The organism is Flagellimonas profundi (assembly GCF_017313275.1).
Lineage (GTDB): Bacteria > Bacteroidota > Bacteroidia > Flavobacteriales > Flavobacteriaceae > Flagellimonas > Flagellimonas profundi.
In genome coordinates this window covers 107,230-128,060 of record NZ_JAFLNM010000002.1, presented here as the reverse complement: position 1 = coordinate 128,060, position 20,831 = coordinate 107,230, and the positions used below count along the sequence as shown (strand labels likewise).

16 protein-coding genes are annotated in these 20,831 nt (G+C 40.9%); 12 read left to right on the top strand and 4 right to left on the bottom strand.

Translation table 11 applies throughout. The features are described 5' to 3' along the window. Positions 1-43: 43 nt before the first annotated feature. The gene (locus J0654_RS09490) at positions 44-358 is read right to left on the bottom strand and encodes an Hsp70 family protein (protein ID WP_207028289.1); all 315 of its coding nucleotides are present in this window, start codon (positions 356-358) and stop codon (positions 44-46) included. A gap of 179 nt (positions 359-537) precedes the next feature. Between J0654_RS09490 and ileS the strand changes: the two genes are divergently transcribed. From ileS to J0654_RS09470, 4 genes are all read left to right on the top strand, one after another. Then, a complete protein-coding gene (gene ileS, locus J0654_RS09485) occupies positions 538-3,939 on the top strand; it encodes an isoleucine--tRNA ligase (RefSeq protein WP_207028288.1) in 3,402 nt (1,133 codons plus the stop codon). A 4-nt stretch (positions 3,940-3,943) separates the two neighbouring features. Then, positions 3,944-4,327 (top strand): TraR/DksA family transcriptional regulator, encoded by a 384-nt coding sequence (locus tag J0654_RS09480; RefSeq protein ID WP_207028286.1) that lies wholly within the window; start codon positions 3,944-3,946, stop codon positions 4,325-4,327. A gap of 67 nt (positions 4,328-4,394) precedes the next feature. Next, positions 4,395-4,976, top strand: coding sequence for a DUF4097 family beta strand repeat-containing protein (locus J0654_RS09475; RefSeq protein ID WP_313783608.1), 582 nt, complete (start codon positions 4,395-4,397; stop codon positions 4,974-4,976). A gap of 33 nt (positions 4,977-5,009) precedes the next feature. Continuing rightward, positions 5,010-5,660: a lipoprotein signal peptidase gene (locus J0654_RS09470; RefSeq protein ID WP_207028284.1), complete on the top strand. Its 651-nt coding sequence runs from the start codon at positions 5,010-5,012 to the stop codon at positions 5,658-5,660. Here J0654_RS09470 and J0654_RS09465 read toward each other — a convergent pair. Continuing rightward, complete coding sequence (locus tag J0654_RS09465) at positions 5,648-6,211, bottom strand: 5-formyltetrahydrofolate cyclo-ligase (RefSeq protein WP_207028282.1); 564 nt, start codon at positions 6,209-6,211, stop codon at positions 5,648-5,650. The genes J0654_RS09470 and J0654_RS09465 overlap by 13 nt on opposite strands. Before the next feature lie 481 nt (positions 6,212-6,692). On the opposite strand from J0654_RS09465, the gene uvrC reads away from it, so the two are divergent. The 8 genes from uvrC to J0654_RS09425 all read left to right on the top strand — a co-directional run bounded on the left by uvrC (position 6,693) and on the right by J0654_RS09425 (position 19,145). Further along, positions 6,693-8,486 carry an excinuclease ABC subunit UvrC gene (gene uvrC / locus J0654_RS09460; RefSeq protein ID WP_207028280.1) on the top strand — a complete coding sequence of 598 codons (1,794 nt, stop codon included), beginning with the start codon at positions 6,693-6,695 and terminating at the stop codon, positions 8,484-8,486. 3 nt (positions 8,487-8,489) lie between these two features. Next, positions 8,490-10,757, top strand: coding sequence for a patatin-like phospholipase family protein (locus tag J0654_RS09455; RefSeq protein ID WP_207028278.1), 2,268 nt, complete (start codon positions 8,490-8,492; stop codon positions 10,755-10,757). A gap of 337 nt (positions 10,758-11,094) precedes the next feature. Further along, entirely contained in the window at positions 11,095-11,877 is a 783-nt protein-coding gene (locus tag J0654_RS09450; protein WP_207028276.1) for a DUF3108 domain-containing protein, read from the top strand. A gap of 11 nt (positions 11,878-11,888) precedes the next feature. Further along, the gene (locus J0654_RS09445; protein ID WP_207028274.1) at positions 11,889-12,851 is read left to right on the top strand and encodes a tryptophan 2,3-dioxygenase family protein; all 963 of its coding nucleotides are present in this window, start codon (positions 11,889-11,891) and stop codon (positions 12,849-12,851) included. A gap of 19 nt (positions 12,852-12,870) precedes the next feature. Further along, the gene (locus tag J0654_RS09440; RefSeq protein WP_207028272.1) at positions 12,871-14,151 is read left to right on the top strand and encodes a peptidoglycan DD-metalloendopeptidase family protein; all 1,281 of its coding nucleotides are present in this window, start codon (positions 12,871-12,873) and stop codon (positions 14,149-14,151) included. After that, the gene (gene pgi, locus J0654_RS09435; RefSeq protein ID WP_207028270.1) at positions 14,151-15,788 is read left to right on the top strand and encodes a glucose-6-phosphate isomerase; all 1,638 of its coding nucleotides are present in this window, start codon (positions 14,151-14,153) and stop codon (positions 15,786-15,788) included. Before J0654_RS09440 ends, pgi begins: the two co-directional genes overlap by 1 nt. A gap of 171 nt (positions 15,789-15,959) precedes the next feature. Beyond that, positions 15,960-18,608, top strand: coding sequence for a TonB-dependent receptor (locus J0654_RS09430; protein ID WP_207028268.1), 2,649 nt, complete (start codon positions 15,960-15,962; stop codon positions 18,606-18,608). A 99-nt stretch (positions 18,609-18,707) separates the two neighbouring features. Then, on the top strand, positions 18,708-19,145 hold the full coding sequence (locus tag J0654_RS09425; protein WP_207028266.1) for a hypothetical protein: 438 nt from the start codon (positions 18,708-18,710) through the stop codon (positions 19,143-19,145). A gap of 163 nt (positions 19,146-19,308) precedes the next feature. Here J0654_RS09425 and J0654_RS09420 read toward each other — a convergent pair whose 3' ends face one another. Then, positions 19,309-19,710, bottom strand: coding sequence for a JAB domain-containing protein (locus J0654_RS09420; RefSeq protein WP_207028264.1), 402 nt, complete (start codon positions 19,708-19,710; stop codon positions 19,309-19,311). A 33-nt stretch (positions 19,711-19,743) separates the two neighbouring features. Beyond that, positions 19,744-20,781, bottom strand: a complete 1,038-nt coding sequence (locus tag J0654_RS09415) for an endonuclease/exonuclease/phosphatase family protein (RefSeq protein ID WP_207028263.1) — start codon at positions 20,779-20,781, stop codon at positions 19,744-19,746. Positions 20,782-20,831 lie beyond the last annotated feature (50 nt).

Sequence of the window (20,831 nt, the reverse complement as noted above, 5' to 3'; positions counted from 1 at the left end):
TCCGAACCTTCTTTTTTGATTTTTTCAATAGAAGTTTTGAAACCTACATACTGTCAATGGCTTTTTTGGCGGCTTCTTTCATGTCCTCGCCAGCTTTTTCTGCGGCTTCCATGGTTTCTTCACCAGCTTTTTTAATGCTGTCCAATGCTTTTTCGCCCATTTCTTTGGCTTCTTCGCCCGCTTTTTCCATAGCGTCGGTAGCATCTTTTGCAGCCTTTTCCAAATCATCGCCAGCTTCCTTTAAGCTATTGGCAGCATCTTCAGTAGCCTCTTTTGCTTTGTCTTTGGTGTCCCTGCAGGATGTCAGCACCGACATGGAAAGGGTCAATACCATTGCGGCAATCAGTATTTTTTTCATAGTAAAATGGTTAAGTGTTAATAATGAAGGAAGATAGGTAATTTCATATAAACAGGTGATAGGCTGCATATCATATTTAGGTTAAGGGAATTATGTGAATTCTAATGCCAAAATGAAGGGTATAATTCCATCTAAATTTATAATTTTGCAAACTTGAATTCTAGTAGAAGAAGCAGTATATGAAGTTTGCGGAATATAAAGGATTGGATTTGCCAAAAGTGTCTGAAGAAATTCTTGACTTTTGGAAAGACAAACAAATTTTTGAAAAAAGCGTTTCCACAAGGGAGGGCAAGGAGAGCTACGTGTTTTACGAAGGACCACCATCCGCAAACGGAATGCCAGGGATTCATCACGTAATGGCACGTACCATCAAAGATATCTTTCCACGGTACAAAACCATGAAAGGCTTCCAAGTAAAGAGAAAGGCAGGGTGGGATACCCACGGACTGCCTGTGGAAATCGGGGTGGAAAAGGAACTGGGCATCACTAAAGAAGACATCGGTAAAAAAATATCGGTCGAGGATTACAACGCGGCCTGTAAAAAAGCGGTAATGCGCTACACGGATGTTTGGAATGAAATGACCGAGAAAGTAGGGTATTGGGTGGATATGGACGATCCGTACATTACCTACAAGCCCAAGTATATGGAGTCCGTTTGGTGGCTGCTCAAACAGATTTACGATAAAGGACTCATATATAAAGGGTATACCATTCAGCCCTATTCTCCAAAAGCGGGTACTGGTTTAAGTTCGCACGAGCTGAACCAGCCAGGAACGTATCAAGATGTGACGGACACTACGGTTACCGCACAGTTCAAGGCCAAAACGGATTCACTTCCAGAATTTTTGCAAAAGGTCGGTGGCAACATTTACTTTTTGGCTTGGACGACCACTCCGTGGACCCTTCCATCGAACACGGCGTTGACCGTAGGCCCAAAAATTGAATATGTATGGGTTAAATCATACAACCAATATACGTTTGAGCCTATCAATGTAGTAGTTGCCAAAAACTTGGTAGGCTACAATTTTTCTGGAAAGTTTACCCAAGTGGAGACCGAGGAAGAATTGAAATCATTTAAAGAGGGAGACAAAAAGGTTCCTTATTTGGTAGGAGAATCCTTTGTGGGGAAAGACTTGGTAGGCATCCAGTACGAGCAATTGATAGATTATGTACAGCCCTACCAAAATCCAGGGAATGCCTTTAGGATAATTTCTGGAGATTTTGTGACCACTGAAGATGGTACGGGAATCGTGCATACAGCACCTACCTTTGGTGCGGACGATGCATTGGTGGCAAAACAAGCTACGCCAGAGATTCCCCCTATGTTGGTTTTGGACGAAAACGACAAGCCAGTTCCGTTGGTGGACCTTCAAGGGAAGTTCAGGCCCGAAATGAAAGAGTTTGGTGGCAAGTACGTAAAGAACGAATATTATGATGAGGGCGAAGCACCTGAAAAATCGATTGATGTAGAGATCGCCATCAAACTAAAAATAGAGAACAAGGCCTTTAAGGTCGAAAAATACGTGCACAGCTATCCAAATTGCTGGCGTACGGACAAACCTATCCTTTATTACCCATTGAACTCTTGGTTCATCAAGGTAACCGATGTTAAGGACCGTATGTTTGAGCTGAACCAGACCATCAACTGGAAGCCAAAATCTACTGGAGAAGGCCGTTTTGGGAATTGGTTGGCCAATGCAAACGACTGGAACCTATCCCGATCCAGATATTGGGGCATTCCTTTGCCTATTTGGCGTACCGAAGATGGCAAAGAGGAACTGATGATAGGTTCCGTGGAAGAGTTGAAGTCAGAAATGGCCAAAGCCGTTGAGGCCGGTGTGATGGACAAGGACGTTTTTGAAGATTTTGTGGTTGGCGATATGAGCGAGGAAAACTACGACAAAATCGACTTGCACAAGAACATCGTGGATGGCATTACTTTGGTTTCCCCATCGGGACAGCCTATGAAGCGTGAGGCAGATCTTATCGACGTTTGGTTCGATAGTGGCTCCATGCCCTATGCACAGTGGCACTATCCCTTTGAAAACAACGAACTGATAGACGATGGAGTGGCATTCCCTGCAGATTTTATCGCAGAAGGAGTTGACCAAACCCGTGGTTGGTTCTATACCTTGCACGCCATTGGGACTATGGTTTTTGATAGTGTTGCTTATAAAAATGTAGTGTCCAACGGACTGGTTCTAGACAAGGAAGGTAAAAAAATGTCCAAGCGATTGGGCAATGCAGTCGATCCATTTGAGGTATTGCCGGAACATGGCCCCGACGCCACACGTTGGTACATGATTTCCAATGCCAACCCATGGGATAACCTAAAGTTTGATATAGAAGGAGTTGTTGAGGTGAAACGAAAGTTCTTTGGAACACTTTACAACACCTATTCTTTTATGGCACTTTATGCCAATATTGATGAATTTGACTATTCCGAAGCAGATATTCCTTTGGAAGAAAGGCCGGAGATAGATCAATGGATCTTGTCCGAACTGCACACCTTGATCAAAAATGTGGACGAGGCTTACGGAGATTACGAAGCTACCCGTGCCGCTAGAATGATCTCCGATTATGTTCAGGAAAACTTGAGTAACTGGTATGTTCGATTGAGCAGGAGACGTTTCTGGAAAGGTGACTATCAAACGGATAAGATTTCCGCGTACCAAACGCTTTACACTTGCTTGTCCACAGTGGCCAAATTATCCGCACCCATTGCTCCGTTCTTTATGGATCAATTATACAGGGATTTGGACGCCACCACTAAAAAGGAAGGTTTTGAAAGTGTGCATTTGGCAGAATTCCCGGTTTTTGATTCCAATATGGTAAACAAGGACTTGGAGCGTAAGATGCAGTTGGCACAGAAAATATCTTCTTTGGTACTTTCCATTCGTCAGAAGGAGAAAATAAAAGTGCGCCAACCGCTTCAAAAAATCATGATCCCTGTTTTGGACAATCAGCAAAGAAACGATATTGAAGCAGTTTCCAACTTGGTGAAATCCGAGGTGAACGTGAAGGAGATCGAAATGTTGGACGATGCTTCCGGAGTGCTTGTAAAACAAATTAAACCCAACTTTAAGGTTTTGGGCCCAAAATTTGGTAAGGATATGAAAGCTATCGCGGCGGCAGTATCAAAACTGGGTCAAGAAGACATACAAAAAATTGAACGTGAGGGAGAATTATTGCTACAGTTGGAAAATAAAACCGTTAATTTACAGTTAACCGATGTAGAGATTAGTTCCCAGGACATCGAAGGTTGGTTGGTGGCCAGCTCTGGTGCGTTGACCGTTGCTTTGGATGTGACCATTGATGAAACTTTGAGGAAAGAAGGAATCGCAAGGGAACTTGTGAACCGAATCCAGAATCTGCGAAAGGAATCAGGGTTTGAGGTAACAGATAAAATTGATATTAAAATATTGAAGGACGGCCTAGTGGAAAATGCAGTTTCCAGTAACGAGGACTATATCAAAACGGAAACTTTGACCGCCGAGCTCAACTTTGAAGAGAAACTTGAAGAAGGTGTTGCAATAGCCTTTGATGAGGTGAACACAAAATTGTTTATTCAAAAACATTAAGAAAATGGCAGAAGATTCAAAAGTAAGATACTCCGACAAGGACCTTGCGGAATTCAGAACCTTGATCGAGGAAAAAATAGAGAAGGCCAAAAAACATTTAGAACTTTTAAAAAGTTCCTATATGAATGATGGTAACAATGGTACGGATGATACCTCACCAACATTCAAGGCATTCGAAGAAGGCTCCGAGACCATGAGCAAGGAGGCGAACACTCAGTTGGCTATCCGTCAAGAAAAGTTTATTCGTGATCTTAAAAACGCTTTGTTGCGTATTGAGAACAAAACATACGGTATCTGCAGGGTAACCGGAAAGCTCATCAACAAAGAGCGTTTAAAGCTTGTGCCCCATGCTACGTTGAGCATTGAGGCGAAGAACATGCAGAAATAATCAAAACGCCTTCGGGCGTTTTTTCTTTATGAGGGCGTTGTTGTTTTTGTTGGTTTTTTTTACGCTCGTGAATCTTCACGCGCAAAAATTAGTAAGGAAGGCTTTTATCGGCCCCCGAACAGAAACCATTCAAATAGATGCCCAATATTGTTACCGAATTGATTTAAAAACTTCATCTTCCGACGAAGTTCAGGTTTCCGCGAGTATGGAGGGCGAGTATGCCAAAGATTTATTGATTTCCATAGAGCAAAGCGGTACCACTGCCATGATAAGTGCAGATTTCCAACCTCTTTTTATAAACCCCAACGATAAGCTCAGTGCCCATAAAGTGGTTTCCATTGCCTTGGAAATCAGTGTTCCGGAATATAAAAGTGTGGATGTGTTCGGAACCAACACCAACTTATATGTCACTGGAAAATATGAAGATTTGAAGGTTACTTTGTCTGATGGACGATGTACCTTGGAGGATGTTTCGGAATCTGTAGAGGTAATTACACAAACAGGAGACATTTTACTATCGGTCCCTAACGGTGAGATCATAGCCGAGAGTGTTTATGGAAAAGTGGAAACCGAGAATATCCCTTCTGGTTACAATCAATTTGTTCTGAAGACAATAGAAGGAAACATCTTCCTGACGAAAACAAAATAATATCCATATTTTTGCAATCCTTTTAGTAAAAGCATGAATTTAAAGAAGTCCCTTATTATCATTATACTGATCCTGCTTGTGGACCAGATTAGCAAGGTTTATATCAAAACCAGTTTTATCCTAGGAGAGGCCCATGAAGTGTTCAGTTGGTTCAAAATTCTTTTTATTGAGAACGAAGGGGCTGCTTGGGGCACAAAACTGAGCGATATTTTGCCCATCTCCGAATCTGTCGGAAAATTGATTTTGACCATTTTCCGAATTTTTGCGGTCTTTGGAATAGGATATTGGTTATGGGATATCATTAGAAAACAATCGCCGAGAACATTGATTTTGGCCGTTTCCCTGATTTTCGCAGGGGCAGTGGGCAACATTATCGATTCCGTTTTCTACGGGATTATTTTTGATCACAGCAATGGGCAGGTAGCCACACTATTTGCCAATGAAACTTATGGGAGCTTATTTCATGGTAAAGTAGTGGATATGCTCTACTTTCCTATGGTGGATACTACGTGGCCAGATTGGGTTCCTTCCGTTGGAGGTCAACGTTTTCGCTTTTTTGAACCAGTGTTCAACGTCGCCGACACTGCAATAAGCACGGGAGTTGGTATATTGATCGTATTCAACAAAAAGGCGTTTCCAAAGCAAGATGAAAAGAAAGAGGAAGTTACCGATCAGAATTCGTAAATCCTTTCTGGTGTAATGCAGTAGTCCAATGTCACATCATTTTCATTAACATCAGAAATAGGTTCATCTTCGGCATTGAAGAACGACAATCCAATTTTAACGGTTTCTTTTCTGCATTTGTTCAAGAAGGTGTCATAAAACCCTTTGCCATAGCCTACACGATTTCCTTGGAGATCAAAAGCTAAAAGTGGCACAAAAACTACATCGATCTTGGATTCTGGAACTTCAATGCCGTCCACTGGTTCCGGAACCCCCCAATCACTTAATTTTAAAGACGTGTTATCGGTGAGCAAATAGTTTTCCATGGTGTTTTCCCCTATTACTTTGGGGACAACCACATTTTTATCCTTGCCCTGCAATAGGGTTATCAAGGGCAACGTATCTACCTCGTTTTTTTCTTCGATGCTCAAAAATGTATGGAAATAAAAAAAATCCCAAATTGGGATTTGAAGTAAGGTGTTCACTAAAATCAAACTTAAATCTGAGGCTTTTGTTGGGGAAATTTCCGCTCTCAGCTTTTTATATTTTTTTCTTAGTTCACGTTTCAACATATTACTGTTGAAGATTTTGGGGTTATTTTGGGTAAACGACCTATTATTCTTCTTTTGTTGCCACGGAGAAAAAGATTTTGAAGAAAAGCATCAAAATCAGGTACATTCCCAAAACGATAATATAGTTTTCCATAGGATTGTATTTATACGGTTAAATGTAAGTAAAACAATTGAAAACTATACCATGAAATGCACTTTTTATCGATGAAATGCACAATTTTTAGCAACCGTTTAACAATTTAGACCAATTCTTAACTGTTCGTTTGCAAGTTTTCCGTAGTTTTTTAATGGAGAAACCCTGGTTTCAATTTCTTTAAAAAACTACTTTAAAATTCTGATTTCGTGTATTCTTGCAAGAATTGTTGGATGATTATCCATGTTTATCCAATCAAACAAGTAATTGATTAAGTTTAACAATAATCACGGTAATTAAAATATAACTTTGTTGTAAAGTCAAAAAAGTTCACTTTTTAGAGCTCATATGTCCAAATCGGTATCCTTAAAAGTACAGTTAAGTTCCCTTCCCAATAATCCTGGAGTTTATCAATTTTATGATGCCGATGGAAAAATTCTGTATGTGGGCAAAGCCAAAAACCTTAAAAAGCGTGTTGCTTCTTATTTTAACAAAAAGCAGGAGTATGGCAAAACACGTGTTCTTGTAAAGAAGATACATTCCATAAAACATATTGTTGTGCCTACTGAGTCGGATGCTCTTCTGCTCGAAAACAATCTGATCAAAAAATTGTTGCCCAGATATAATGTTTTGCTAAAGGACGATAAATCCTATCCGTGGATATGTATAAAAAACGAAAGGTTCCCCAGGGTGTTCTCGACCCGCAAGTTGATCAAGGACGGTTCCGAATACTTTGGCCCATACACCAGCATGAAAACGGTACGGACACTCTTGGACCTGATCAAGAGCCTCTACCCTTTGCGCACTTGTAATTACGATCTGTCCGAGGAAAAAATTGAGGCTGGAAAATATAAAGTGTGCTTGGATTATCATTTGGGCAATTGCCTAGGGCCTTGCGAGGGGTTTCAGTCGGAAAAGGAATATCACGATCAAATCGAGGACATTAGGCAGATCATCAAAGGGAATTTAAAAAATTCCATACAGACCTTTAAGCAACAAATGAACGGCTTTGCCGAAGAAATGGAGTTTGAAAAGGCTCAACGTGTTAAAGACAAGATCGACGTGTTGGAAAATTATCAGGCAAAATCCACAGTGGTAAACCCAAAAATCAACAATGTGGATGTCTTTACGATCATTTCCGATGAAACATACGGGTATGTCAATTTTTTACAGATTTCCCACGGAGCCATAATCCGATCACATACCTTGGAAATTAAGAAAAAGCTGGACGAAACGGATGAGGAATTGCTGCAATTGGGCATTACCGAGATTAGGCAGCGTTTCAACTCAACATCCAAAGAAATCTATTTGCCATTTCCCGTTACCGTCGATGGAGACTTAAAGGTAACATTGCCCAAGCTGGGGGACAAACGTAGGATTTTGGATCTTTCGGAAAGGAATGCCAGGTTTTACCGTCAGGATAGGCTAAAGCAAATAAAGATCACCGACCCTGACCGGCATACCAAGCGAATCATGTCCCAAATGAAATCCGATCTGCGCTTGTCCAAAGAACCGCGCCATATAGAGTGTTTTGACAACTCGAATATACAGGGAAGCAATCCCGTTGCAGCATGTGTTGTTTTTAAAGATGGGAAGCCATCCAAAAAGGATTATCGCCATTTTAACATTAAAACGGTTGAGGGACCAGATGATTTTGCCAGTATGGAAGAAGTCGTTTTTAGAAGGTACAAACGGTTGCTGAATGAAGAAGAACCTTTGCCTCAACTTATCGTGATTGATGGCGGGAAAGGACAATTATCGTCAGCTTTAAAGAGTTTGGAATTGTTGGGACTTCGGGGAAAAATTGCTATTGTGGGCATAGCCAAACGTTTGGAAGAAATTTATTTTCCGGATGATCCGGTGCCCTTGTATTTGGACAAAAGATCGGAGAGTTTAAAAATAATCCAGCAGCTACGGAACGAAGCCCACCGATTCGGGATTACACATCATAGAAACAAAAGAAGTAAAGGTGCTATTAGTTCAGAATTGGTTAATATTGAAGGGATAGGTGAAAAGACCGCCCAACAGTTATTAAAAAGTTTTAAATCCGTTAAGCGGATAAAAGAAGCGTCCCTCGAAAATTTGACGGCGGCCGTGGGAGAATCAAAAGCAAAGAAAATCTATCGGACCTTTCACAAATAAGCAATGCGAAATACCGTAATAATCATATCAATCTTATTTACCTTATTGGGTACGGTGGCAAGGGCCCAAAACACCTCGGAAGGTAGCCCGCCAAAAGTGGGACTGGTCCTTAGTGGAGGTGGTGCCAAAGGTTTGGCCCATATTGGTGCATTAAAGGTTATTGAGGAAGCTGGGGTGAAAATAGATTATATAGGGGGAACAAGTATGGGGGCCATTGTTGGCGCTTTATATGCCTCGGGATATACTGCACAGCAATTGGATTCTATTTTCAGAAGTACCGATTTTACCGATTTGATCCAGGATAACGTGCCACGAAGCGCCAAAACATTTTATGAGAAAGAGGATTCTGAGCGATATGCACTTTCACTCCCCTTCGAAAACTTTAAGATATCCTTTCCACAAGCCATTTCTGGCGGACAGAACATCTATAATCTTTTGGTGCAATTACTTTTCCATGTAAAGGATATTCAGGATTTTAAAAAATTGCCAATACCTTTTTTGTGTATGGCCACCAATGTAGAAACAGGAGAAGAAATCTTGTTGGATAAAGGCTACCTGCCCGAAGCCATTGTGGCCAGCGGAACATTTCCTTCATTGTTTGAACCGGCAGAGATAGATGGGCAAATTTTGATTGATGGAGGTGTGGTGAACAATTATCCCATTGATCGAGTAAAAAATATGGGGGCGGACATCATCATCGGGGTCGATGTGCAACACGATTTAGCTACACGTGAGTCGCTATCAAGTGCTACGGAAATATTGTTGCAGATCAACAATTACCGTACAGTGAACGATATGAAGAAGAAGTCAAAGGAAACCGACATCTACATTAGGCCCAATATTGATGAGTTTTCTGTAATAGCCTTTGACAAAGGAACACAGATCGTAAAAAGTGGTGAAGAAGCGGCCCAAAGTAAATTGGAAGAATTAAAACAGTTGGCCAAAAGCCAAAATGGGGTGTCAAGACCGAGGAAAAGGGTTGAAATGGCGGATAGCTTGACCATAAACAGAATGATCCTCGAGGGGAACGATCAATATACCAGGGGATACATCAAAGGAAAACTAAGGTTCAACTTGGCTGAAAAAATTTCTTTTGACGATTTAAGACAGGGAATGAGCAATCTTTCGGCCACAGGAAACTTTAAGGCAATTCGATACGATCTGGTGTCCAATGGACTGGGTACGGATTTGATTTTAAAACTAAAAGAGAACCCGACCAAGATGTTCATTAAAATGTCCGCACATTATGATGACCTTTACAAAAGCGCCGCGCTTATAAATCTCACCAGGAAAAATTTTTTAATGAAAGATGATGTGGCTTCATTCGATTTTATCTTGGGAGATCACATTAGGTATAACATGCAGTATTATCTGGACAAAGGATATTATTGGAGTTTTGGAATAAACTCAAAACTGACAAATTTTGATGCGGACACCGATTTTTCACTGATCCAAAGCAACTTTAATATTCCTGCAGACCCCAACATCCAAAGGATAAACATGGATGTTACGGATTTGACCAATCAAGTGTATCTGCAGACAGTATTAAAGGAAGAATTTGCCTTTATCATAGGAGCGGAACACAAATTTCTCAACTATAGTACCAGAACATTGAATCAAGTAGAATCGGAAATCGAAGCCAATATTTCAAGCTCCAATCAACGCACTACTTTTGAAAACTCCAACTACCTTAACGCATACTCCCAAATAAAGTTGGACACTTATGACGATAAATATTTTCCCACTAGAGGATTGTTGTTCGACGGCGACTTTCATTTTTATGGCCTCTCCTCCGATTACAACGATAATTTTAGTCAGTTTGCCATAGCCAAAGCAAAATTGGGAGGGGTATTTTCGGTAGTGCCAAATTTAATTTTGCAGCTGGAGACTGATGGCGGGGTTAAGCTGGGGACCTCGCCGGTAACCTCTTTCGACTTTGTGTTGGGCGGTTTTGGCAACGATTTTGTAAACAATTTTGTTCCCTTTATGGGCTATGATTTCCTTAGTCTTCCAGGAAATAGTTTTATAAAAACATATGGACGTTTGGATTACCGTTTTGCACCTAAGCACCATATACTCCTTACGGCAAATTATGCGAATATTGCCGATGATCTTTTTAGGACCGGGGATTGGTTCAAGGAACCTAGTTTTTCTGGGTATGGGGTTGGATATGGTTTTGAATCGTTCTTGGGTCCGATACAATTGTATTATTCTTGGACCCCGGAAACAAACGATGGAAACTTTTTCGTTAGTCTGGGATATTGGTTTTAATAAAAACCTTTATATCCAAAAGGTTAATTCTCTTAATAATTTGTCAAAAAAACAGCTAAAACCAATCAATTTAATTGGGGTTTAGTTAAAGTCCGTTAAAAACACTTTTACCCACAAAACCTTGCCTTATCTTTGACCCACATAAGGGGTGGTTCCCTTATAACTTTAAGTATTGGTTTTTCATAATTTAAAGTTTGGTTGGTTATTTAGGAAAAGCCCAGTCTTGAGACTGGGCTTTTTTTTGTTTATACTATTTTGGAATAAGTTTTGTTTAAGTATATGTGAACAGCATAGCCCCTAAAGTGATTTTATTAATTTTATACCAATAAAATTGTTTATGAAAAAGATATTGATGCCCTTACTTCTGCTTTTATTGGCAATGCCGGTAATGGGTCAGAGTTTACGACCGGCCTTTAAACCGGGGGAATGGCTCAAATTCAGAATTCACTATGGCTTCCTTAATGCAAGCTATGCAACCATGCATTTGACTTCCAGCAAGCTTGATGAGGTTCCTGTTTATCATGTAGTGGGAAAGGGCAAGACAACAGGTTTTGCGAGCATTTTTTTTAAGGTCGATGATACCTATGAAAGTTATTTTGACCCCGAACATGGCAAACCTTATAAGTTTATTCGAAAGATCGATGAAGGTGGATACACCAAGGATATAGAAATAGAGTTTGACTACAAAGAAGATACAGCTTTATTGATCGATAATAAGAACGGCACAGAAAAAGACATAGCGATCCACGACAAAATACAGGATTTGATTTCTGCGTCTTACTATTTAAGGAGCAACTATAATCTTGAAAAATTTGAAGTAGGGGAATCCATAATCCTGGATATGCTTTTTGATGATGATGGGGTTTTCACATTTCAGTTAAAATATTTGGGAAAAGAAATCCTCAGGACCAAGTTTGGAAAGGTGGAATGTCTTAAATTTAGGCCTTTGGTTCAGTCCGGCCGTGTATTCAAGGAGAAAGAGAGTCTTACCCTTTGGGTTTCGAACGACTGGAACAAAATACCTATTCGAGTAAAGGCAGATTTGGCCGTGGGATCGTTAAAGGCGGATTTGGATGCTTACAACGGATTAAAGAACCAGTTCAAAATAATAATGAATTAGTATCGGCATTAATGGATAAGGACGCAAAAATCGCTTCCCAAATCAACAAGCTAGAGGAGAAGTACAAAAACTCGGGCCAGGACCTTAGCTCTTATCTGGATGGACTTCTATACGAAAGATATCTTACTTACTGGGATTACATCCATTTGGATACACTGCTGAGCCTTCAAGTGCCACGGACACATTTTCCCGATGAGGAAATCTTCATCATGTACCACCAAATTACGGAGCTGTACTTTAAACTCATCCTACACGAAGAAAAACAGATTGTGGAGGATAAATCCCAGGATGTTGCCTTTTTTATAGAAAAAGTTCGTCGCATGAACAGTTATTTCAAGGCGCTTATATCTTCCTTTAGTATAATGATCAAGGGTATGGAGCGGGAACAGTTCCTGCGGTACCGTATGGCATTGCTTCCGGCAAGTGGGTTTCAATCGGTACAGTATAGAATGATAGAATTTTATGCCACTCCATTGGAAAATATGGTACATCCGTCCGAGAGGGATTCATTTTCATCTGAAAGCAACATAGAAGAACTATTTGAGCATGTTTATTGGAAAAAGGGCGCTACCGATTTGGCTACAGGAGAAAAAACCCTTACCCTAAAACAGTTTGAGGTTAGGTATACGCCAAGACTGCTACGAATAGCCAACCAAGTGAAGGACAGTACCGTATATCAAAAATATCTTCAACTGCCCGATGCATCCAAAAACAATGAGGAGCTGATTTTAGCGTTAAAAGAGTTAGATTTGAACGCTAATGTAAATTGGCCGTTGATGCATATGGGTTCGGCACACAGATATTTGGCAAGAGAGGGCAAAGATGTTGAGGCAACTGGGGGTACCAACTGGAAGGAGTATTTACCGCCAAGTTTCCAGAAAATAATTTTTTTCCCAACTTTGCATACCAAAGAAGAGTTGGATACATGGGGCAAACAATGGGTAGACCATGTTTTTAATCCCGACAAAAAATAAAACAAGGAATAGAAGAACGATGCGGAAAATTATTGGGGCAATTGTGGTGCTGGCCGTGCTGGCATCATGCAAACAAACTAAGGAACCGGTTAAAGAGGTAGCAAAGGCAGAACCTATTGAAAAGTTGCCAGAGCTTCACTACGGCTTTAATCTAGATGAATTCAAGGTAGTGCGCGATACGGTTCGGAGGGGCGATAGCTTTGGTGAGCTCATGCTCAAAAACAAGGTGGATTACCCAAAAATCGCTGCCATTTCAGAAAATTATCGCGATACTTTCGATGTTCGCAAAATTATGGTGGGCAAGCCATACCTCATCCTTAAATCCAAGGATACTAGCGAGGTGGCCGAAGTTTTTATCTATCAAAACGATAGGATAAATTATACAGTTGTTGATTTACGCGACTCTGCAGTTGCCTATAAAAATAAAAAAGAAGTTACACTCAGGGAACGTGAGGTTGGCGGAGTAATCAACAGTAGTCTTTCCGAAGCCATGGACAATTTGGGCGTGGACTATGGTGTAACTATTGGTCTATCGGAAATTTATGCGTGGACCATTGACTTTTTCCGTTTGGAAAAAGGAGACAAGTTTAAAGTGGTCTTTGATGAACGCTATATCAATGATACCGTTTATGCAGGAAGAGGCCCCATTAAAGCCGCACTTTTTGAGCACAAGGGAAGAACGGTATATGCTTTTCCTTATGTAGCTGACACTACCAACCAAATTTTGGATTACTTTGATCAAGATGCCAATAATTTAAGGAGCACCTTTTTAAGAGCGCCCATCAAATTTGGTTATAGGTTGTCCTCTAGGTACAACCTTAAGCGAAGAATAGCTTATTACGGTTACAAAGTAAGGCCCCACAAAGGAACGGATTACGCAGCGGACATTGGTACACCAATCGTTGCAACTGCCGACGGAACCGTAACAGAATCTACCCGAAGAGGTGGGAATGGAAGATATGTGAAGATAAAACACAACGGTACGTACAGCACACAATACCTCCATATGAAAGCCCAAAAGGTAAAAAGGGGCGAGTTTGTGCGACAAGGCGACGTTATTGGATGGGTTGGTATGACCGGAAATACCGGCGGGCCCCACGTATGCTATCGCTTTTGGAAGAACGGTAGGCAAGTGGACCCTCTAAAAGAAAAACTGCCTGCAGCAGAACCCATAGCAGATTCGTTGCGTACCGATTATTTAGTACATATTTCTCCTTTAAAAGAACAATTGGACTGCATAGAATTTGTAGATCCAACCCCAACAGAACCCGAAGAAACCTTAATATCATATACCCAGTAATGGCGCTACCCACAATCAATCCTACTACCACTGATGCCTGGAATAAACTTCAGCAACACTATCAACAAACCAAAGGTGTACATTTAAGGGAACTCTTTTCAAAAGAAGAGGATAGAGGGAAAAATTTATCACTTCTTTGGAACGATTTTTTAGTTGACTACTCAAAGAACAGGGTTACCGATGAAACCATAAAGCTGTTGTTGGAACTGGCCGAAGAAGTAGGACTTAAAAGAGCCATAAAAAGTTACTTTGGAGGGGAACTCATCAATCAAACCGAAGGTAGGGCTGTGTTGCATACCGCTTTGCGGGCCAAAAAAGGGGATAGCGTTTTGGTGGATGGAGTCAATATTGTTGATGAGGTATTTGAAGTCAAAGAAAAAATAAAAAGCTTTTCCGAAGCAATTATCTCAGGCGAAAGAAAAGGGCATACGGGCAAAGCATTTACAGATATTGTAAATATTGGAATCGGAGGTTCGGATTTGGGCCCTGTAATGGTGACCGAAGCATTGAAATTCTATCAAAATGATTTAAAAACCCATTTTGTGAGCAATGTGGATGGTGATTTGGTGCATGAAGTCTTGAAAGAACTTGATCCAGAGACCACGCTGTTCGTTATTGTTTCCAAATCTTTTACCACACAAGAAACCTTGAGCAATGCCCTGACCATTAAAAAATGGTTTTTGCAAACAGGAACAGAGAAAGACGTGGCCGATCATTTTGTAGCAGTATCCACTAACCTTGAAAAAATCAAGGAGTTTGGTATTGCAGACGAAAATGTATTCCCCATGTGGGATTGGGTCGGTGGAAGATTCTCGCTTTGGAGCGCGGTTGGCTTGTCCATTGCCCTTTCTGTGGGCTACGAGAATTTCGAGGCTCTTTTGGATGGGGCCCATGAAATGGACACCCATTTTAAAGAAACTTCGTTTGAAAAAAACATTCCGGTAATACTTGGGCTTATCAGCGTTTGGTATAATAATTTTTACAAGGCAGAGACTGAAGCCATAATTCCATATACCCAATACTTGCATCGTTTTTCTGCATACCTACAACAAGGTATTATGGAAAGTAATGGAAAAAGTATGGATAGATCTGGAAATAGAGTGGGTTACGAAACCGGCACCATTATTTGGGGCGAACCAGGAACCAATTCCCAGCATGCCTTCTTCCAATTGATCCACCAGGGAACTAAATTGATTCCAACCGATTTTATCGGCTACAAGAAGTCGTTGCATGGTGATGTGGACCATCACAATAAATTGATGGCCAACTTTTTTGCCCAGACCGAGGCTTTGATGAACGGTAAAACGGCCGATGAAGTAAAACAAGAACTGGAATCCCAAGGGCTATCCGGTGACGCGCTGGAAAAACTGCTTCCTTTTAAAATCTTCGAAGGAAACAAGCCTACCAATACGATATTGATTGATAAACTGACACCAAAAAGTTTAGGAGCCCTTATTGCACTATACGAGCATAAAATATTTGTGCAGGGTGTAATTTGGAACATCTTTAGCTACGATCAATGGGGAGTTGAATTGGGTAAACAATTGGCCAAAAATATTTTGGGAGATATCGAAAATTCAGAAATCGGTAAACACGACAGTTCCACATTGAACCTTTTGCATTTTTTTAAGGAGTAAATTACCAACTGTTTAAAACCCTTCAAAAACTCTAATCAATTGTCTTTCAGATAATTTGTTTTGTTAATTTAGTGTTAAGTATATTTGCATGATTTTAACTTTGGCTTAATGGCAGTGTGTCAAAAATGGATCACATTTGCAGGGCTAATTAAACACTTAAACACTAATTAAATGAAAAGAATCTACTTGGCTATTGCGGCTATTTTTGTATCCGCGATGGCATTTTCACAAGGAACTCTTACTGGTACTGTAGTAGACGGCGAGCTTGGCGGCCCGCTTCCAGGAGCCAGCGTGGTAGTAAAAGGTACTACAAATGGTACGTCTACAGATTTTGATGGAAACTTTACCTTGGAGGTAAGCCAAAGCTCTGGCACCTTGGTGATTTCTTACATCGGTTTTATTAGAAAGCAAGTTGAATTTACTTCAACTGGTGACCTAGGCTCAATTCAATTGATGCCAGACGCCCAAGAATTGGGAGAAGTTGTCGTAATCGGTTCAGGTATTATTGACCTTGAGGAGGACAGAAGTACTCCAATCGCGGTTACTACCATTAAAAGAGACGAGATACAAGCTGTTTCTGCTGGTAACGTGGAATTCCCAGAGGTAATGAAAAATGTACCTTCCGTATATGTTTCCAACCAGACAGGTTTTGGTGATTCTCAAATGTTCTTGAGAGGTTTTGACCAAACCAACACAGCTTTCCTGTTGAACGGACAGCCTATCAACGGTATGGAAGATGGAAGAATGTACTGGTCCAACTGGGCAGGTATGGCAGATATCGCCAATGCCGTTCAGGTACAAAGAGGTCTTGGTTCTTCTAAATTGGCCATTTCTTCTGTGGGTGGTACGGTGAACATCGTATCCAAAGCTACTGAAAAAAGTGAAGGTGGTTTCGGTCGTTTCATGGTTGGTAACGATAGTTTCTTTAAAACTACTGCTTCTTACGACTCAGGAATCAACGAAAATGGCTGGGGATTCTCAGTAATGTTGGATCACTGGCAAGGTCAAAGAAAGTTTGCTGAAGGAACTAAAGGACAGGGTCAGAACTATTTCTTCTCTGTTGGTAAACTTATCGGGGATCACAACTTTAACTTCTTGATTTTTGGTGCACCACAATGGCACATGCAACGTTGGTCACAACCTTTGGAAGTTGTTGAAGCCAAAAGAAAATACAACCAACACTGGGGATTTGACGAAGGTGAGTTGGAGTCCGAAAGAACAAACTTCTACCACAAACCGGTAATGAACTTGAACTGGGATTGGGATATTTCCGATAAATCAGACCTTTCAACCGTACTTTACGCTTCTTGGGGTCGTGGTGGTGGAACCGGACCTAGAGGTAACGGAAGAGTAAGATTGCCGGATTACCCAGTAGCAGGTGGTATTGATGGCCAAATTGATTATGCCGGGATCAGAGCAAACAATGCTCTTGTTGGAATAGGTGGAGATTACGGAGCGCCTAACGGAGCTGGTTACATCCGTCGTGCTTCCATGAACAACCACCAATGGTACGGAATGGTATCTAACTTTAGCCATGATATTAACGATAACCTAAGCTTTAATGTTGGTGCTGATTTTAGATTCTACACAGGGGATCACTTTAGACAAGTTGCCGATTTTTATGGATTGTCCGGATGGTCTAACGATAGACCCGATGACCGTGTGGTAACTGAGTCATTCAGTATCAACCCATGGAGCACATTGACGAAATTCGCTGACGAAGATGAGAGAATCAACTACGATTACTCTGAGGACATCAACTATCAGGGAATGTTCGGTCAAATTGAATACGCAGAGGATGCATTCTCCGTATTTTTCCAAGGAGCAATATCCAACCAATCTTACCAAAGAGAAGATAGGTTTGCAACTGATGTCAATGGTAACCAAACCACGGAAACATCGGACAAGGCCAACAAGTTTGGGTATAACCTAAAAGGTGGTGGAGCGTATAATTTTGACGAAAAGAACGCTGTTTATGCCAATGCTGGTTTCTATTCACGTCAACCATTCTTGGACAATATCTTCTCTGGTACAGCAGAATTGGCCGATCCAGAAGTTGAGAACGAAGAAATCACTGGTTTGGAACTTGGATATAAATTCAACACCTACGATTTCCAGTTCACAGTGGATTTGTACAGAACTGAATGGGCGAACAGATTTATTGCCAATGGTAACACCATCATCGATATCGCTACAGATGCAGAAGTAGATGTTAACCGTGAGCAAACAGATGTAACTCAGTTGCACCAAGGTATAGAGCTTACTGCTCGTTGGAGAGCTGCTCAAGGATTGGTTATCGGTGCTTATACATCTTATGGTGACTGGGTATTCTCTGGAAGCACTCCTTACAGAACAAGGGACTTTAGAGACAACACATACTTTACCAATGCCGAAATAGGTGATTACACAGACCAAAACGGAGATCCACTTCCAGCAAACTTCTTTGATGGAAATGTTAACCTGGATGGGGTTGAGATCAGCAATGCTCCTCAATTTACTGTGGGTCTTAATGCAGATTACGATTTCGCAAACGGATTTGAAGTAGGTTTGGATATGAACCACTTTAGAAACTTGTATGAGTTTGTTGATGTAGCCGATGTTGTTGCAGAAGGCAACTCTTACGAAACAACTAAATTGGATGCATATACCTTGCTGGACATGACTGCAGCTTACACGTTTGATTTTGGTATGAACAAAATGGAAATTAGAACAAACGTTTACAACTTGTTCAACAATGCTTACTTGAACCAAACTGATGCGTTCGGTGTATTCTACGGAAACGGACGTACTTGGAATGCAAGTGTAACATACAGATTCTAATAAGACTTAGAATATATATACTTAAAAGCCCTTCGCGAGAGCGAGGGGCTTTTTTTATGTTCAAAATTCCGTATTTTTAGACCACACAAACTATACCTAATGGAAATCATCAAGAACCTACACTCTTATTTGGCCTATGTGGTGCTGGCCGTTTTAATAATTGCCGTAGTCAACGCCATAGCAGGCTGGTTGGGCAAAAAGGACTTTACCATGCACAAAGACCTTCGCATAAGCTTGTTTGCGCTCATTTTGAGCCATATTCAGCTGTTGGTGGGGCTTGTTCTTTACTTTGTTTCTGCCAATGGGCTTAAAGCCATCCAAACACTTGGTATGGGCGGATTGAATGCTCCCGCACGTTTATTGGCCGTAGAGCACCCATTTATCAATATTATAGCCTTGGTACTGATCACCATAGGATGGTCCAGACATAAAAAGTTTATGGAAAGTGATAGAAAGTTCAAGACCATTTCCATTTTCTACGGTCTAGGTCTTTTATTGATCTTGAGCCGTATCCCTTGGAACCAATGGTTCGCTTAAAAGAAATGGAATGTCATTCCTGCGAAGGCAGGAATCCATAGCAAAGGCGTTGAATGTTTTGTCTCCTTGAGCCTTTCGTCTTCACTCAAGACAGGCTCCGCCGAAAGGTGACAGAACAATCAGGTTGTGGTTTATCCTGAGAAGCCTAATCACCCAATAGTGGCTATATCGCTATGTAGTTTACTTCCGTGATTATGATATGATCTAACAGTTGTATTCCTAAAATCGCTGCTGCTTCATGTATTCGTTCAGTAAAACGATGGTCTGCATCACTTGGTTCTAAATTTCCTGAAGGATGATTGTGACAGAGTATGATTTTTTTACACTTCTTCGATACAGCTAAGCTCAATACATCCACTGGAGATACTATATTTCTATTATCTGAACCAATAGTCACCAATTCAATATATTCAATATCATTCGCGGTATTTAGCCCAATGGTCCAGAAATATTCTTTTTGCCTGTGGAGTTTGTTTTGTCGCCAGAGCATCTTTTGCATTATGCGTGCAATATCGTCGGTGCCCGATATGTGTTTGTCTTCATCTTTTGGTAGTCTTACCGTCATGGTTTAAAGATAGAAAATGTTTTGTATGTAGTATTATTCTATCTCCTTTAACAAAAACAAATACGCAGGAAAGTGGTCGCTATACCCGGCGGTATATGTGCCACCGGAATACGTCCGTAGCGGATAACCTTTAAACCTTCCCTTGTTCGTTCGGATAAATGGTGGCGCAAAAATACCCGCTTTCCAGAATGATAGTGTTGTTCTGTCTTGGTTTACCAAGTTTGCCGTCATAAAAAGCTGATCAAAAAGGTTCCACTTATCTCGGTACGCAAGGGAACCCACTCCTTTTTTAAACATGGTTTCCATGGCGTTGTAAAGGCTCACACTATCCAATTGACGTTTTTTACCTTTTGTTTTCAGTATTTTTTTCAAACTGTCATCAATAGGGTCATCGTTTAGGTCACCCATGGCAATGATTTTTGCATGGAGGTCCAATTCCTGTATCGAATCAATGATTCGCTTGTTCAGCAAAGCAGCGCGTATACGCAAAGGTTGACTTTTCGCTGCCCCACCCCTACGGGATGGCCAATGGTTCACGACAAAATAGATGTTTTCACGGTCCATAGTGCCGCCTACCACCAATTGGTCACGGGTATATTCGCGTTCCCCCATATCATCAAATAACAAAAGCCTGTGGCTCTTAAATGAAGAGGGTATAAACGAAGCCTTTTTGTAAAGCAGGGCCACATCGATTCCGCGCTCATCGGGAGAATCAAAATGAATGATGCCATAATCATTCCCTTGTAAATTTGGGTGTTGCACCAAATCCTCGACCACGGCCAAATTTTCAACCTCGCAAAGTCCCACGATATCAGGGGAGGTTTTGGAGGTTTCAGCACCAATTTGAGAAATAACCTTGGATAGGTTTTTTACCTTTTGTAGGTAGCGCTCCTGCGTCCAATGGTAACGTCCCTCGGGGGTACGGTCGTCATCAAAAGTAAGGGAATCATTTGCCGTATCGAAGAGGTTTTCACAGTTGTAAAAAGCAATCGTTCTTAGGGTGTATGTCGTGGACTTTTGTCCATAAAGTGAGGTCGATATTAATACAAATAGGCATATTAATAATCGCATTTTATTTTGATTTTGAAGCTAAAATAAGTACAATTGTTCGCTTTCTTGCA

Excerpts from the sequence above, each read along its gene's own strand:
- J0654_RS09490 (WP_207028289.1), bottom strand. The coding sequence starts at position 358 with ATGAAAAAAATACTGATTGCCGCAATGGTATTGACCCTTTCCATGTCG.
- ileS (WP_207028288.1), top strand. The coding sequence starts at position 538 with ATGAAGTTTGCGGAATATAAAGGATTGGATTTGCCAAAAGTGTCTGAA.
- J0654_RS09480 (WP_207028286.1), top strand. The coding sequence starts at position 3,944 with ATGGCAGAAGATTCAAAAGTAAGATACTCCGACAAGGACCTTGCGGAA.
- J0654_RS09470 (WP_207028284.1), top strand. The coding sequence starts at position 5,010 with ATGAATTTAAAGAAGTCCCTTATTATCATTATACTGATCCTGCTTGTG.
- J0654_RS09465 (WP_207028282.1), bottom strand. The coding sequence starts at position 6,211 with ATGTTGAAACGTGAACTAAGAAAAAAATATAAAAAGCTGAGAGCGGAA.
- uvrC (WP_207028280.1), top strand. The coding sequence starts at position 6,693 with ATGTCCAAATCGGTATCCTTAAAAGTACAGTTAAGTTCCCTTCCCAAT.
- J0654_RS09455 (WP_207028278.1), top strand. The coding sequence starts at position 8,490 with ATGCGAAATACCGTAATAATCATATCAATCTTATTTACCTTATTGGGT.
- J0654_RS09450 (WP_207028276.1), top strand. The coding sequence starts at position 11,095 with ATGAAAAAGATATTGATGCCCTTACTTCTGCTTTTATTGGCAATGCCG.
- J0654_RS09445 (WP_207028274.1), top strand. The coding sequence starts at position 11,889 with ATGGATAAGGACGCAAAAATCGCTTCCCAAATCAACAAGCTAGAGGAG.
- J0654_RS09440 (WP_207028272.1), top strand. The coding sequence starts at position 12,871 with ATGCGGAAAATTATTGGGGCAATTGTGGTGCTGGCCGTGCTGGCATCA.
- pgi (WP_207028270.1), top strand. The coding sequence starts at position 14,151 with ATGGCGCTACCCACAATCAATCCTACTACCACTGATGCCTGGAATAAA.
- J0654_RS09430 (WP_207028268.1), top strand. The coding sequence starts at position 15,960 with ATGAAAAGAATCTACTTGGCTATTGCGGCTATTTTTGTATCCGCGATG.
- J0654_RS09425 (WP_207028266.1), top strand. The coding sequence starts at position 18,708 with ATGGAAATCATCAAGAACCTACACTCTTATTTGGCCTATGTGGTGCTG.
- J0654_RS09420 (WP_207028264.1), bottom strand. The coding sequence starts at position 19,710 with ATGACGGTAAGACTACCAAAAGATGAAGACAAACACATATCGGGCACC.
- J0654_RS09415 (WP_207028263.1), bottom strand. The coding sequence starts at position 20,781 with ATGCGATTATTAATATGCCTATTTGTATTAATATCGACCTCACTTTAT.